The sequence below is a fragment of the Chamaesiphon sp. GL140_3_metabinner_50 genome, from assembly GCF_025361915.1.
Lineage (GTDB): Bacteria > Cyanobacteriota > Cyanobacteriia > Cyanobacteriales > Chamaesiphonaceae > Chamaesiphon.
The window spans coordinates 1-14989 of record NZ_JANYJC010000194.1; the positions used below are offsets into that span (position 1 = coordinate 1).

A 14989-nucleotide genomic window follows, 5' to 3' on the forward strand; every position below is an offset into this window, starting at 1 on the left:
TGGGTTCTATAGAACCCATTTGAGATCTTTTGAGGAGGAATCGATCGATTCCTACTTTTTATATGCCGACATTGGTTCTTTAATCAACCGAATATATAGATGGCGGAAAGTAGATTTAATCACCCGTGGCATCGCAAAATCGATCGGCATTAATGCCTCTGGTAACTTCCAATCGCTACAACTCACATCTACCGGACGCAACAGCGGAAATTCGAGCGACTCCAACACCGGAGCCAAACCCAATCTTTGCGCCGCCGCCGCCGTCGGTACCAAGTACGCCTCGACGTTCAAAAGTTCTAACATCGCGACATCCAGCGCGAATACATCCGCAGCAGCACCTAGCACGCCCAACTCGCGGGGTTCGCCGCCGCTGGGGCCATTTCCTTCATGTCCGATAATGCCATCGATAATGGTCAAATTTGGGTTAATTGCGCGCGCTGTTTCCACCAGCATTTCGCCAAATCGCTCGGCACTTTTCCCGGCTTCCATGTGCCACCAGGCTTTCATTTTTCCAGGAACGCAACCGAATAGATTTTTGACACCTAAAGTCATAGTAAGTTGCATGTGAGACTTGACTTTGGGTAAATTAATTACCACATCGGCTTCGATCGCTTCTTTACTCAGTAATAGATGATTAAACTCGGTACTGGCTGTTTCGTAGCGTTTGCCATGAAATTCAACCACTGGTAAATCTAATTCCGCCATCATTGGCAAATAACCATTAGATTTAGCTACCCCCATCGCACTCCCAAAGGCGGGACTATCGCCGAAAAATGGCTTTCCACCAGCTTCAATTACTAATTCGGCGACACATCTAACTAATTCGGGACGAGTTACGCACTCTTTAGTCGGACGCGCACCAGTCAACAGGTTTGGCTTGAGTAAGACGCGATCTCCTGGTTTGACAAAAGCACTAATCCCACCTAATGGTGCAAGCACTTCCTCTACCGATTTACGAAGCTGCGCGGCTTCATAAGATGTGGCGCGAATGAGACTGACGGTTGGGGGCATGGGGGAGTAGGGAGTAGGGAGTACAGTGTGCCTACGGCAGGCTTACGCTAACGGCTATCGCTCACTGACCAAGTAAGAAGTACAGTGTGCCTACGGCAGGCTTACGCCAACGGCTATCGCTCACTGACCGGAGTAAGGAGTTTAGGCAGATACTTGCACTCATTATATCCTTCGTATTATTGCTTTGACTCGTTTTGAGCTAAGTTAAGTTAGATCCGATGATGGTGTCTTTGGTGCAGCTTCTCCGCTGGCAAATCGCGTTAGAATACGCAGAAACTAGCATCTCTATTTTGTAGAGCTGTTAATCTAAAATCTATCATCCAAAATCGATATGACTTCGATCGCTACTCCGACTGCAAATACTACCTGGATGTGGCGCGGACATCAGATTAATTATCAGACTGCTGGCGAGACAGGCGTGCCTGTTTTATTAATTCACGGCTTTGGGGCTTCGGTCGGACATTGGCGCAAAAATATTCCGGTACTAGCCGAAAATTGTCGGTGTTATGCGATCGATCTAATCGGATTTGGCGGATCGGCTAAACCAACACCAGGATCTGAAATTGAGTATACCTTTGAAACTTGGGCGGCGCAGGTAGTTGATTTTTGTCGAGAAATAATTGGCAGTCCGACCATTTTAATTGGTAATTCGATCGGCTGTATCGTTGCGCTGCAAGCGGCTGTCACCAATCCAGAATTCGTTACGGGTGTTGCTCTGCTCAATTGTTCGTTGCGACTATTGCACGATCGCAAACGTGCGGAAATGCCCTTATATCGTCGCTGGGGCGCACCACTCCTTCAGTCCATCCTTACTATACCAGCGATCGGTAATTTCTTCTTCAAGCAATTAGCCCAACGCAAAGTCGTGCGGAATATTCTCTTGCAAGCCTACCATCACCCCGAAGCCGTCAGCGAAGAATTAATCGATATCTTGATGGCTCCAGCCGCCGATGCGGGCGCAGCCGATGTATTTTTGAAGTTTACCGCTTATTCTTGGGGGCCATTACCCGAAGATTTATTACCCCAATTATCATGCCCTGCGATCGCGATTTGGGGTGCTGCCGATCCGTGGGAACCGATTGCCCAAGGACGCGAATTAATGAATGTGTCTACAGTTGATGAATTTATCGAACTCCCCGATGTCGGTCATTGTCCGCAAGATGAAGCTCCCGAATTAGTCAATCCGGTGTTGAGTAATTGGATTGGTAAGTTGGCAAGCGTCACTTGCTAATATCTAGCAGAAATCAAGAATTTCGATCTTTCGCTCATCCCGAAAACGTCTGCTGGGGTGTACCTATTTAAAAAACCAAAATGTTCGTCAAAGAACATTTTGGTGGAGGCTGGCTCAAAAAATGTCTGCACAGAGTAGGCTATTTTAGTGCGTAAAGCACCATTCTTCTGTCAAATGATATCTCAATCAAAAAATCGAACAACGTGCGTTCTAGACAATCGAATTTATACCGATAATTCGAGTCCCCTCTGCTGCGGACATGTGCGGTAGTTCTCAAAAGACAAAGACAGTAATTCTAGATCTCGATCGGCTAAAATTAGCTTAATTAGATAAAGTTATTTTGTGCTGAGTCACACATAATCAAAATGGTACTAGCAGAATCTAAAACAATTAGCTTCGATGATTTTATTACCTGGTTGCCAGCACGATCGGAATATCGCTACGAACTCAGAGATGGAGAAATCCTCGAAATGCCCAAACCACGCGGTAAACATTCAGAAATAGCTGGTTTCATCATTTCTGAGCTGAATTTCATTATTCGTCAATCTCCGTTACCCTATCTGATTCCGCGAGAATCGATTGTCAAATCGATCGATGATAAGTCTGGGTACGAACCAGATGTCATCGTTTTGGATCGAGAACTGCTAGCTCAAGAACCACGATGGGAGACAGAATCGATTATTACGCAAGGTAGTTCGGTAAAATTAGCCATTGAAGTAGTATCGACTAATTGGCAAGATGACTATGCCATCAAACAGATTGCGTACCAAGCATTAGGAATTCAGGAATATTGGATCGTCGATTATTTAGGCTTGGGCGGACGGAATTTTATCGGCTATCCCAAACAGCCGACTATTTCGGTTTATAATTTAGTGGATGGTGAATACGATCTACATCAATTTAGAAGTAATGAGCTAATTGTATCTCCAACATTTCCCGATTTGGAACTATCGATCGATCGAATGAGTTGAGAAAATGATGAGTCAATATAGCATGGTGATTCAATGGTTGGAGGAAGATCGACTTTTCCTAGTCACAATTCCAGAATTTGCCGACCTAGTGATGATGCCATGTACTCATGGTAAAACTCGCGCTGAAGCTATTCATAATGGTGAAGAAGTAATTGAGATGTACTTAGAAGCTTGGCAAGCGGAAGGTGAATCTATTCCCGAACCAATCACACTTCAGGCTGTCTCATCCAAAGTCTTGTCGAATCGATAGGCATCTTGTACTATAGTAGTACCGTTGAGCCGAGATAGATCGTGACACCTGAAATCCTGAACCGCACTGAACAACTTCGCGTCAAACTCCAGACGGCTGGCTATGCTTATTATGTCCTCGACAATCCCGTCATGGAAGATGCCGTGTATGACAGGTTGTATCGAGAACTGCAAGATTTAGAGAGTCAATATCCCGAATTGGTGACTGCGGATAGTCCGACTCAGCGCGTTGGGGAACGTCCGGCTTCGGGCTTTGTTTCGGTTAAACATAATATCTCGCTGTACAGCCTCGAAAATGCTTTTGACATGGCGGAATTTGCCAAGTGGGAAGCAGGTTGGCAGCGGAATATGGGGAGTAAGGAGAGTGCCGAATATATCTGCGAATTGAAGATCGATGGTTCGGCGATCGCATTAACATACGAGAATGGATTATTGGTGCGCGGTGCGACGCGGGGCGATGGCGATACGGGGGAAGATATTACCCAAAATGTTAAGACAATTCGATCGATTCCACTCAAGTTAAACCTCGAAAATCCGCCGCCAGTAGTCGAAGTACGGGGTGAGGCTTTTTTACCGATAGCCGTATTCGAGCAACTCAATCAGGAACGCGAACAAGCAGGCGAACAACTCCTTGCAAATCCGCGCAATGCCGCCGCTGGCGCATTGCGACAATTAGACCCCAAAATGGTCGCTCAACGGAAATTAGATTTCTTTGCTTATACGCTGCAAATTCCGACTACGACTCCCGCAACCGAACTCCACAGCCATTTAGCATCGCTGGAAATGCTCGAACGGATGGGATTTAAGGTCAATTCTCATCGCGAATTATGTGCGGATGCCGCCAAAGTAGGCGAATATTACGATCTCTGGAATACCGACAGGCTCAATCTAGCCTACATGACTGATGGTGTGGTCGTCAAAATTAACGACTTCGCACTGCAACAAGAACTCGGCTTTACGAATAAATTCCCCCGCTGGGCGGTGGCTCTCAAGTATCCTGCCGAAGAAGCTCCGACGCGAGTATTAGACATTAGTGTAAATGTAGGCAGAACGGGGGCAATTACGCCCTTGGCGCACCTTCAACCCGTCCAGTTGGGGGGAACGACAGTACAGCGCGCAACGCTCCATAATGGCGATCGGATCGCCCAGTTAGATCTGCGGATTGGCGATACGGTAATTGTCCGCAAAGCGGGAGAAATTATCCCCGAAGTCGTGCGGGTGTTGACCGATTTGCGCCTGCCGGGAACTGTCGAGTTTAAAATGCCGACTAATTGCCCCGTCTGCGATTCGGTAGTAGTTAAGTCGGAAAAGGAAGCGGTGTTGCGCTGCAATAATCCTAGCTGTGCGGCGATTCTCAAGGGATCGTTGGTGCATTGGGTAAGTCGGGATGCCCTGGATATCAATGGTGTGGGCGAAAAGTTAATCGAGCAATTAGTCGATCGCAAATTTGTTAATTCAGTTGCCGATTTATACGATCTGACTGTTGCCAAGTTGATAACTTTAGAGCGCACGGGTGAGAAGTCGGCAACTAAAACGATCGAGGGAATTGCTAGTTCTAAATCCCGTTCGTGGTCGCGGGTATTATATGGGTTAGGGATTCGGCAGATTGGAAATAATGGCGCGAACATTCTCACCGAAAGATTTCCTTCGATCGATCTATTATTGCAAGCAACAATCTCCGATCTGCAAGATATTCGGGATGTGGGATTAGAAACGGCTCAATCTGTTTATAATTGGCTCCAACAGCCAGAGAATATTGCCTTAATCGAAAGGTTAAAAGCAGCAGGGTTACAATTCGAGCGATCTTTAGAAGTTAACAATCATACTCTGAGTCAAACTTTTGCGGATAAAACTTTTGTTATCACTGGCACCTTGCCCACATTAAAACGCGATGAAGCTAAAGATCTAATCCAAAGTCATGGTGGTAAAGTGTCGGATTCGATTAGTGCGAAAACTGACTATTTATTAGCAGGCGAGAAAGCTGGCTCGAAGTTAGCAAAGGCAGAGAAGCTAGGCGTAAAAGTTATCTCTGATGCTGAGTTAATAGAGTTATTAAATACCTAGTCCGCGTAGGCGGACTTCGCATCACCAGCGGCGGTTTGCGTCGCGCGCACGCCTCTGTTCCCCGACGGTTGCGACAAGACACAACCGCTGGCGAACCACTTGCCCGCTACTTTCGTCCCATCCACTTCGCTGCCATCGCGCCTAAAGCTGCGCCAACCATCGGATTGCTGAGAAACTTTACCATTGCGGGCTGCTCTGATAGCACATCATGAAAGACATCAGCATAATTGTGGTAGGCAAAGCCAGCCAATTTCCCGACATCATCTGCACCCATGTGTTTGGGGTCGTGTGTTGACAATCCTAACTGTTTTTCTAAATCGCGATCGCTCAAGCCTTTTTTCTTGAGATGACTAAAAAATTCGCGGGCAACATCGTCGCGCTCGTTAGGTTTGATTTGAGCGATCGCTTTTTGCAATTCTGGCTCCATTTGCGCGGCGGGAATCCGATCGGATTGGAACGTTTTACTAAATAACTGGTGTCGTTCTGCTTTAGAAGATCTTTGGGCAAAATCGTCAAAGTTTTCGTAATTATCTGCGGTGCTAGAGTCATCGTCAAGAATCTCTTTGTCTCCGCCAGCCAAATCTTTCATCACTTGGCGTTTGTAATCTTCACTTGTAGACATGGCTTTTAGTTAGTTGTAGTGTGATTATGCTGGTTGTTGATATTCGATTTGTTTTGATTGAGTATCATAAACAGCCGTCAAGATTAGTTTCTTGTCAGGAGCGTACATCAAAACTTTCAAATCGCGATCTGGGAAGTTTTTACGAAAACCTTGGGTAAGAGATTTCGCTAAATCTTTGACTTCATTAGGTTTAACTTGAGATGAAATAATCACGCCTAATTTATCGCGATCGCGGACATAAGCATCCTTGACTAGACCTTTGCTGGCTTCTACTACCCAATTACCAAATTCTTGCCCTGTCGCCGAGTTACCCCGTGCTAGTTGTGAGTAGCTAGTTCGCTCGATCGCAATGGGCGAAGTTGCTGTCGGTTTAGCTATTGTTTTACTACCACATGCTGTTGTGGCTACCAGCATAAATACTAGTGACAAAGCAATAATTAACTTGCGACCTTGTTGAAAAAAACTCATGTTTGTATCCCTATTGAATAAATTATTTATCATTATTAAGATTCTAGAATTCAATCGTAATATTGCGAAACTCATACTAAAACTATGTCTGGCTATGAAGAGCGAGCATTGCTTGGTAATTATCTCGACGGTCGGGATTTTGGCAGATTATTTCAATTTTTAGATACTCAGAATCGCGATCGGGCAGATTTTTTAGTTCGTTGAGAAGATCGATCGCACCTTGGGGCGAATAAGTATGCCGATTATCGATTGTCGATCGATCGCTAGCAACTAAGCTAACAGCAATAGATTTGTCGTTAGGCGCGATCGTCTTAGCAATTAATTCATCAGTCACTCGTTCTTCATCTAAATTGATTTCGGCAATCAGTTTATATTCAGGACTGACTTGTTCGACAATCAATTTTTCGCGTCTGATGGGAACTTGGACTTGCAAAAGATGGGTTTCAATTTCTTTGCGAACCACAATGTCGCCACTCTTGCGTCGCGTCAAATCGACTACCAGTCGTTCTTCTAGTAGCGGAATTACTGTTTCCATCACAATATTTGCCGGAGCGGCAATTTGTTCGCGACGCGCTACTTCGCCATTCTGTTGACTAGATTTAAATTCGTCAGCAAGCATGTTCTTCCCCAGAATATTGTGATTATCGACGACGTTCTGTTGCTGGTAGGGGCAATGTCTTGTCTCGCATAATCCGGGAGGTTCCCTCCCGGATTATGCGAACCGCTGTCTTGTCGGTTTTTTTATTCGGAGGTTCCCTCCGAATAAAACCGCCGCTTCATGAATTGTCCCTACTAGAGTCTACAATTTGCCGTCGGTGCCCGTGGGGCGGCCATCGATTTTAATATCGACTTCTTCGCGACGAATTTGCTCTTGAGCAGTTGCAGTTTCTTTTTCTACCACTTTATTAACACGCACTTCCTCGCGGACGAATGCCTCTTTGTGGAATTCAGCTACTTCTTCATAAACATCCACACGGGAGACTTCACCTGCTTGGAAGGTTGCTTCACCAGGAGCTACTGCCGTTGCGCCGCTGACGGGCACGCGTTCGATGGTGACGCGCTCTTTTTCGATGGGTACCGAAGCCTGTACGGTTTCAGTTTCAATCCGTTTGCTAATTACGGCATCGCCAGCTTTTTGACGCTGTTTGCTAGCAACAAGCCGCTCTTCGTAAAGCTTCAAGTTAGGATGATTATCCTCGTTCATGGCATAGAGATCGGGTTCTTTATCGTGAGAGTAGGTATCGCGATCGTAAACATAACCCGCTGGCTCTGCATATTCGTCTTCTACACCCAGCATCGGCGTGCCAGTGGTTACTGGCTTGGTTGGAGTTTTGCCAACGCCCATCGTGGGTGTAGCGGGCATAGAGGCACGATAAACGCCTCGGACTCGCTCTTCATGGTCGTAATCGACTGCCATGTCTTCAGTCAATTCAGGGAGGGATTCAACTTGTGATTTAGTCAGGTTTTGACCGTAGACACGTTTTTTCTGATAATCGATCTGCGCGCGACCGATCGGTAATAATACTTTTTTACCCAAAATCCATACGCCAGTATTAATTACTAAATACCGAAATTGTCCGCTATCATCTACTAAAATATCATCGACAGATCCGACTTTGTCATCTGCTACATACAGATCCATGCCTTTGACATCCCGATCGTCAAAATGCTTACTATATTCTGGATCGAAGTCTTTAATTTTATGCAGAGCCATAATTAATTGAGTCCTGTTTATTTAATTTAATCCAGTCATTTAACTAATAGCATATAGATTCAATCTTCTTTAATCATCCTTCTATCTACCGATCCCGCTCGCGCCATTAGATAGAGTAAGCTGTAGCTACATAACAAGCGTAATTGACATTTGCAGCAAATAATTTCGACAATTTAGGGTAGGGCAATTTAATTGCCCTACCCTAGATGTTAATGGCAGTTTCTAAGCTGCCATATATTTAGATCGCACTTTTTTTAGACAGTAGCGGGGGTTTTTGTCAATGCAGCTTGGAGCTTGGCTTCGTCATCTTTTGATAACGAAGTCCGTAACACTTTACCTTCAAATTTACTTAAATCTGCCAACACGCGATCGGGTGTAGATTTACGAATCAGCACAAAAATCGCTGAAGTTCCTGGTTCGATCGTGCTGCCGAGATCGCGCATAAAGTTATCATCGATGCCAATATCTGACAAAGCTCCTGACAGCGCACCAGCCGCCGCACCCACCAAAGCAAAAATTGGATTGAAGAAAATTACACTCAATAATATGCCCCAATAACTACCGCCAATAGCACCAGCAGCAACTAGTTCTTGGGCTTGCTTAATTTTAACTTTGCCTTCTTGGTTGCGAATGACCACGGCAGCATCTTCGAGATCGACTAAGTACTCTGATTGAAGTCTTCGTAATTCGCTCATCACCTCATCAGCCTTAAATTCGTCTTTAAAACCGACAACAATTAGGTCGCTCATCTGATTTCCTCTAAATAAATTTAACTACCACGATGTGTCGATCGTACAAAATTTACCTCACTTATCCTCTCTGTCAACAGATAGAGAAATCGCTCTCAAGTACTAATTACCGATCCTCTGTTCTTGATGAATACTAGCTCCATCCGTCGTTCGTCCGCTGAGGCGATCGCATTCGATTCTATAGATCGCAATTGGTTCTCCATGTCCCCAAGCATCGATCCAAGTCCGATTGCTAGCAGGCGAAACTGCCGGATTCCGCTCTTTAATAAACTCGATGGCGCGATCGATATCTCGTTCGACTTTAAGACACTCGGCTCTACCTGTCACAACGACGCTTCGCCAGTACAGCGGACTATTAATTTCTTCCACTTGGAGACAAATTTCTGGATTTGCATCTAGTTGGTGGATCTTCATGTTTTCGGTGGTGAGGAGATAAATATCTGTATCGTGCAGGTAATAATGCATTGGCATCACCTGGGGTTTACCCTCGTGGATATAGCCTAAATGACCGTAACCTACTTTGTGAAGCAGTTCGTGGATCTCATCTGGTCTCATTTCTTCGATCGCTAGCATATTAGGGTTGGGGTAAATTTTGGATTGTTAAATTAATGCCAGTTGCAGTTTTTCAAGCAACAGCATCTTCAAAGTCGCTCGTCAATCTTTTCGGTTTACACTGTTCGAGCTTCAGGTGGATAACTTTAGCAGATTCAGATTCTAAGTCTTCTACATAGCCAGAAATCGCTAGATGTGCTTGCTGACGATCGGCAAAAGGGCCAAAGTAGTAAATACATTTGGGCTGAGTTGTAAAAACTTCGATCCACCAAGCTTGTCCCCAGAAATTCAAGAAATCAGTCCAGATTTCTGCGAGATTGACGAGCGGATTTTGGTTGAGATTCACTTAATCATCGAGCGCAATCTCGAAAGTTATGTTGCTCTCGATTCAGCTCGCTAGTAATTGGTTTATATCATCTATTTATACAGACTGTAACCGCTCGATCGCTCTGTCAATAGATAGATATTCAAAATACTGAATTTTGACCGATAGATTAGTGACCGCCGCCAGTTGCTGCCCTTTTGACTTTTTTGAAGAATAAAATTGCTATACCACTCAATAGCAATGCAAACCCAATAAAGTAAAAGCAATCATTAAAAGCCAACACATAAGCCTCGCGACGAACGATACTCTCGATCGATTTATAGGCTCGATCTTGGGCGGTAATTAAATCTACACCCTTGCTGATAAATAACTGTATCAACTCATCGATTCGTTGCTGAGTTGCGGGATTATAAATCGATATATTATCGCCCAACCGATTAGAATGAAACTGTTCGCGCTGAGTCAATAAAGTCCCCAGCGCGGCAATTCCAAACGAACCGCCTAAATTTCGCATCATACTAAACAACCCACTCGCCGAACCCGCTTGCTCTTTGGGAATCCCCGTCGTAGCGACACCAGATAGCGGTACCATAATTAAGGGTTGACCCATCGCCCGGACTAATTGCGACCACCGTAACTGGTCGATTCCGGTCAGATTAGTCAGATCGGAATTCATAAAACAACTGACTGCAAATAAACTAATTCCAACGGCAATTACCAATCGCGTATCGACGATCTGAATTAGTTTAGGAATGAAGGGAATTAAAAATAACTGTGGGATTCCTGCCCACATTAATACTTCACCAATTTGCAGAGCATTATATTGTTGAATTTGAGCTAAGTATAACGGCAAAATATAGATAGAACCGTATAATCCGATTCCGAGTGAGACATTAACGATACTCGCCAGTCCAAAGTTTCTATTTTTTAACAACCGCAAGTTAATAAATGGCTGCTTGCGAGTAAGTTCGATCCAGAAAAATATTCCTAAAAAAATGACCGCAACTACCGCCAGATTAATAATTAATGACGAGTTAAACCAATCCTTGCGCGAACCTTCTTCTAAGACTACTTGCAAAGATGCCAACCCGATCGCCATTGCGATAATACCCCACCAGTCACCTTGTTTGAGTAGCTCTGGTTTAGGACGTTGTGGCTTGATGCCATACCAAACTCCAGCGAGTAACAATGCTCCTGGAATGACATTCAAATAAAAGATATAGTGCCAACTGAGATTATTCGTCAGCCAGCCGCCCAAAGTCGGGCCGATCGAAGGTGCAAATGTCGCAGTCAGACCGAATAAAGCTAACCCCACAGGCTGTTTAGCGGGCGGTAGACTAATCAACATGTTGGTGAGTGCCATCGGAATCAAAATTCCGCCTGTCGCCCCTTGCAGGGCACGGAAGGTAATCATTGAGGATAAATCCCACGCCGACGCACAGCACACTGAAAAAAAGATAAATAGCGACGCATTTACCAAAATGTAGCGACGGATCGAAAATACCTGCGACAACCAGCCAGTCAGCGGAATTACCACAATTTCTGCCACTAGATAAGCTGTCGAAATCCACGAGCCTTCCTCCAGCGTCGCCCCTAGAGCCGCTTGAATATCTTGGAGCGAGGAGTTGGTAATCTGAATATCCAATACCGCCATAAAGGCACCCAGCATACTCGCCGCCACGCCAATCCACGTTCGCAGCGGTACTCGTGGCTCTAAACTCGGATTTTGACGTTGGGGATCGATCGCGCTTGCATGTGCCACAATTTTAACTCCAGATTATTAATTGCCCCTACTAATGATGTCAAATTTCTGTCGATTTAATAATGCCTTTACGGATATAAATTGCATGAACTATTTTCTTTAATCCTGGTAATTGCCGACTAAAGAAAATCGAACCGCATAAACAAGCAATCCCCGCAATTATTAATGTATTGGGAGCACCAATCCGATCGGCGATCGATCCACCTAATAAATTACCAAACGGTACTATTCCCAAAAATGACATCGTATACAAACTCATTACTCGTCCACGCTTATCGTCATCAACGATCGTTTGTAAAACTGTATTGCCAGATGCAACTTGTAAAATAATCCCCAACCCAACTAACAGCATCGCCAGTAATGACAACGGTAAATAACGAGATAACGAAAAGATAATTAAGCCAATGCCTAACAAAGCTGGCCCCAAAATAATTAATTGCCCCAAACCGACTACTGTCGTTCTGGTTGCTAAATAAATCCCGCCAAACACCGCGCCTACCCCCGATGCTGCCATCAAGAACCCTAATGTCTGCGCGTTACCCGCCAGGATTTTATCTGCAAAAACTGGGACGAGTACGGTATATTGCATCCCCATCAAACTTATTAAAGCCGACAGTAATAAAATTGACCGAATTGGCGGACATTGAAAAGCGTAATCAAACCCCTCTTTAATTCTTTGGAGCGGACTACCATTAATTTTGGGCATTTGTTTGGGTTTAAATCGCATTGCCAGTAAAGCAGCAATTACCGCGATATAACTTACCCCATCGATTAAAAAACAGTAAGCTTCACCCACTTGAGCAATCAACAAACCACCGACTGCTGGCCCAATTAATCTCGCCCCATTAAACATTGTCGAATTAATCGCGATCGCATTTGCCAAATCTTCCGGGCGATCGACAAGTTCTGTGACAAATGCTTGACGAGCTGGCGCATCTGCCGCACTAATTACCCCCTGAATAAAGCTCAGAATTAAGATTAACTCAATATTAATTACCCCGGCGAAGGCTAAAGCCGCCAGAGTTAGCGATTGAATCATTGCTAACACTTGGGTCGTAATTAAAATGCGATGGCGCGAGAATCGATCGACTAATACCCCACCAAAAGGTGTCAAAATAAAATTGGGAATCTGGCTGGTAAACCCCACTACTCCCAGCATCAAAGCCGAATTAGTAATGTGATAAACCAACCAGACAGTCGCGAGTTGCGTCATCCACGAGCCAATTAGCGATATTCCTTGCCCTGCAAAAAATAACCGATAATTTCGCGATTTAAGTGCGGGTGGTAAAAATTTAGCTGCGGTTGCTTGCATGGTAAATGTCGATCGTTAATATATGAGGATGTCTGAGAACTCAATAATTTTGTTAAGCTCAAACCCTATAAGATCCCCCTAAATCCCCCTTAAAAAGGGGGGGACCGGATCCGGAAGTCCCCCTTTTTAAGGGGGATTTAGGTGGATCTCTAGAGTTTTCGCTTTTCTCCAGACTTATGTATACACCGTAGCTTTCTAAGGGGAGGTTGTCTTGACGCGCTAAACCCTCGGGGAACCCGAGGAGCGCGCGTCGCTGGGTGGGGTATGGATCTACGCATCAACTTTAACGTGTATACACGTTAGCCTCCAAGTGGTAGCCATTAATTTTTCGTTGACAATACCAACCATTGGGTAACGCCATCTGCGATCGATTTGGCCATTTTTTGCTGCTCTTGAGGATTAGCAATTTGCTCAAACTCACCAGGATTACTCATGAAGCCCCATTCCAACAGTACTGAAGGTGCGGATGCAGGACGAGCGAGGGCAAGGTTGTCCCAGAACACACCATAGGATGGACGACCAGTATCTTTGACCACATAGTTGTGGAGGTACATGGCAAGGCTTTGGGCTTGGGCGTGGTACCAGAAGGTTGAGAAACCCTTGGTGTCGGGATTGCCACCATCGGGGAGAGAATTGTGGTGGACAGAGAGAGCTAGGGTAGGTTCTAGATTATCAATAATTGTTTGTCGATCGCTCAGTTCGATCGCCTTATCTACTTCTCGCGATAAAAATACTGAGGCACCCCGCATCGACAGCTCATTTGCCAATAGTTTGGCAGCATAGAGATTGGCATCCTTCTCGGTATAACCATTTGGTCCCACAGCCCCAGAATCAGCACCGCCATGTCCTGGATCTAGTAAGATTTTAGTGCCAGTTAGCGGTTTGTTGAGATTATTTCGATCGAGCTTGGGCGGATGGCGCAGGGATAGTACGAGGTTGCTACCTTGGTATCTGAGCTTGTAGCCCCACTGTTGTTTTGATTTGAGGTTAAACACATATTGGACGACTCCAGGGGTCGTCTGCTTCCAATCTAGCCGCGAAACAACGGGGTTATCATTGAACCGAATGATGTCAGTTTGAGCAGTAGTGTTGTAGAGAGTGAGGGTGACAGTATTTGTCCCTTGTTCGAGAGTGACGGGAACTGCTACCTGGAGCGGGAAGATCACATCAGTTGCGCCCGCCCGATCTTTGCTCATTACGCTTTTGACGATCGTTTTGGGCGGTACTTTGATTCCCGTAGTGATTTGGACTTGCTCGGCGAGAATCCAGCCACCATAGTCAAGCCGCACCCAGTTAGCCTGCTTGCCATTGTTATTCCCTGTCTGACGAGCGGTAATGGAGGCTCTAGTCCCTTTCGGCAGCGGTGTCAACCGACTAAAATCCGAACTCGCACCTGTGCGGGTGATACCACCTTCAACTTTGACTTCGGCAATGTCGAGATTCAAGGGGGAGAGAATCTGAACTTTGCCTGGTGCTGTTTGAGCAACAGTTGTTGGCGGATTACCTGTTTCGAGTTTGTAGGTAGGGTTGCCCAGATCTGCGGCGGCAGAAGCGATCGCACAGCCTAGATATTGCCCTGCACCGTACATCGCTTGAGGTTGATTTTTATCGATTAGGGCAGCTTTATTATCGGGTAACTCAACGCTCTTGGTTTGTTCTTGGAGCTTAATATCTTGCCCTAAGACATTCACTTCTACTTTGGATTTTGTCGGCGCGTTTGCACCAAAACAAACTAACTCTCCAGGCATCCGCGCCATATCACCTTGAGGTTCGAGGGAACTAGCAGTGAAATTACCTGGAGGGGCATCGGTTTTGGATACTGCCGATCGAGTCACCACGATCGTTTTCGTCTGTCCCTTATAATCGACATCGAAGGTGTTTTTGCCAACTTTGAGATTGAAGACAGAGGCAAAATGCCCTTTGAGGCTGCGGGGTACGGAAGTTTGATTGATTGATACC

At 45.4% G+C, this 14989-nt stretch carries 15 protein-coding genes; 4 read left to right on the forward strand and 11 right to left on the reverse strand.

Annotated elements, in window-relative coordinates; genetic code table 11:
• Window positions 1–51: 51 nt before the first annotated feature.
• Window positions 52–1011 carry a DUF362 domain-containing protein gene (locus Q0R35_RS09680; protein WP_295616828.1) on the reverse strand — a complete coding sequence of 320 codons (960 nt, stop codon included), beginning with the start codon at window positions 1009–1011 and terminating at the stop codon, window positions 52–54.
• A gap of 331 nt (window positions 1012–1342) precedes the next feature.
• On the opposite strand from Q0R35_RS09680, the gene Q0R35_RS09685 reads away from it, so the two are divergent.
• The 4 genes from Q0R35_RS09685 to ligA all read left to right on the forward strand — a co-directional run bounded on the left by Q0R35_RS09685 (window position 1343) and on the right by ligA (window position 5526).
• Complete coding sequence (locus tag Q0R35_RS09685; protein ID WP_295616831.1) at window positions 1343–2242, forward strand: alpha/beta fold hydrolase; 900 nt, start codon at window positions 1343–1345, stop codon at window positions 2240–2242.
• A gap of 365 nt (window positions 2243–2607) precedes the next feature.
• On the forward strand, window positions 2608–3213 hold the full coding sequence (locus tag Q0R35_RS09690) for a Uma2 family endonuclease (protein ID WP_295616834.1): 606 nt from the start codon (window positions 2608–2610) through the stop codon (window positions 3211–3213).
• Window positions 3214–3220: 7 nt separating this feature from the next.
• Entirely contained in the window at window positions 3221–3463 is a 243-nt protein-coding gene (locus Q0R35_RS09695) for a type II toxin-antitoxin system HicB family antitoxin (RefSeq protein ID WP_366944859.1), read from the forward strand.
• Between the two features lie 41 nt (window positions 3464–3504).
• The gene (gene ligA / locus Q0R35_RS09700; RefSeq protein ID WP_295616840.1) at window positions 3505–5526 is read left to right on the forward strand and encodes an NAD-dependent DNA ligase LigA; all 2022 of its coding nucleotides are present in this window, start codon (window positions 3505–3507) and stop codon (window positions 5524–5526) included.
• A 106-nt stretch (window positions 5527–5632) separates the two neighbouring features.
• Here the strand turns inward: ligA and Q0R35_RS09705 are convergent, their stop codons facing one another.
• From Q0R35_RS09705 to Q0R35_RS09750, 10 genes are all read right to left on the reverse strand, one after another.
• Entirely contained in the window at window positions 5633–6148 is a 516-nt protein-coding gene (locus tag Q0R35_RS09705; RefSeq protein WP_295616843.1) for a hypothetical protein, read from the reverse strand.
• 24 nt (window positions 6149–6172) lie between these two features.
• Complete coding sequence (locus Q0R35_RS09710) at window positions 6173–6616, reverse strand: hypothetical protein (RefSeq protein ID WP_295616845.1); 444 nt, start codon at window positions 6614–6616, stop codon at window positions 6173–6175.
• Between the two features lie 82 nt (window positions 6617–6698).
• Window positions 6699–7235, reverse strand: a complete 537-nt coding sequence (locus tag Q0R35_RS09715) for a DUF2382 domain-containing protein (protein ID WP_295616848.1) — start codon at window positions 7233–7235, stop codon at window positions 6699–6701.
• Between the two features lie 180 nt (window positions 7236–7415).
• Entirely contained in the window at window positions 7416–8330 is a 915-nt protein-coding gene (locus Q0R35_RS09720; RefSeq protein WP_295616851.1) for a DUF2382 domain-containing protein, read from the reverse strand.
• A gap of 254 nt (window positions 8331–8584) precedes the next feature.
• Window positions 8585–9079 (reverse strand): DUF1269 domain-containing protein, encoded by a 495-nt coding sequence (locus tag Q0R35_RS09725; RefSeq protein ID WP_295616854.1) that lies wholly within the window; start codon window positions 9077–9079, stop codon window positions 8585–8587.
• Between the two features lie 102 nt (window positions 9080–9181).
• On the reverse strand, window positions 9182–9652 hold the full coding sequence (locus Q0R35_RS09730) for a pyridoxamine 5'-phosphate oxidase family protein (RefSeq protein WP_295616857.1): 471 nt from the start codon (window positions 9650–9652) through the stop codon (window positions 9182–9184).
• Between the two features lie 52 nt (window positions 9653–9704).
• Entirely contained in the window at window positions 9705–9977 is a 273-nt protein-coding gene (locus Q0R35_RS09735; protein WP_295616860.1) for a DUF1816 domain-containing protein, read from the reverse strand.
• Window positions 9978–10125: 148 nt separating this feature from the next.
• Entirely contained in the window at window positions 10126–11718 is a 1593-nt protein-coding gene (locus Q0R35_RS09740) for an MDR family MFS transporter (protein WP_295616863.1), read from the reverse strand.
• A 40-nt stretch (window positions 11719–11758) separates the two neighbouring features.
• Window positions 11759–13030 carry an MFS transporter gene (locus tag Q0R35_RS09745; protein WP_295616865.1) on the reverse strand — a complete coding sequence of 424 codons (1272 nt, stop codon included), beginning with the start codon at window positions 13028–13030 and terminating at the stop codon, window positions 11759–11761.
• A 320-nt stretch (window positions 13031–13350) separates the two neighbouring features.
• A partial coding sequence (locus Q0R35_RS09750) for an N-acetylmuramoyl-L-alanine amidase (RefSeq protein WP_295616870.1) occupies window positions 13351–14989 on the reverse strand: 1639 nt, incomplete at its 5' end.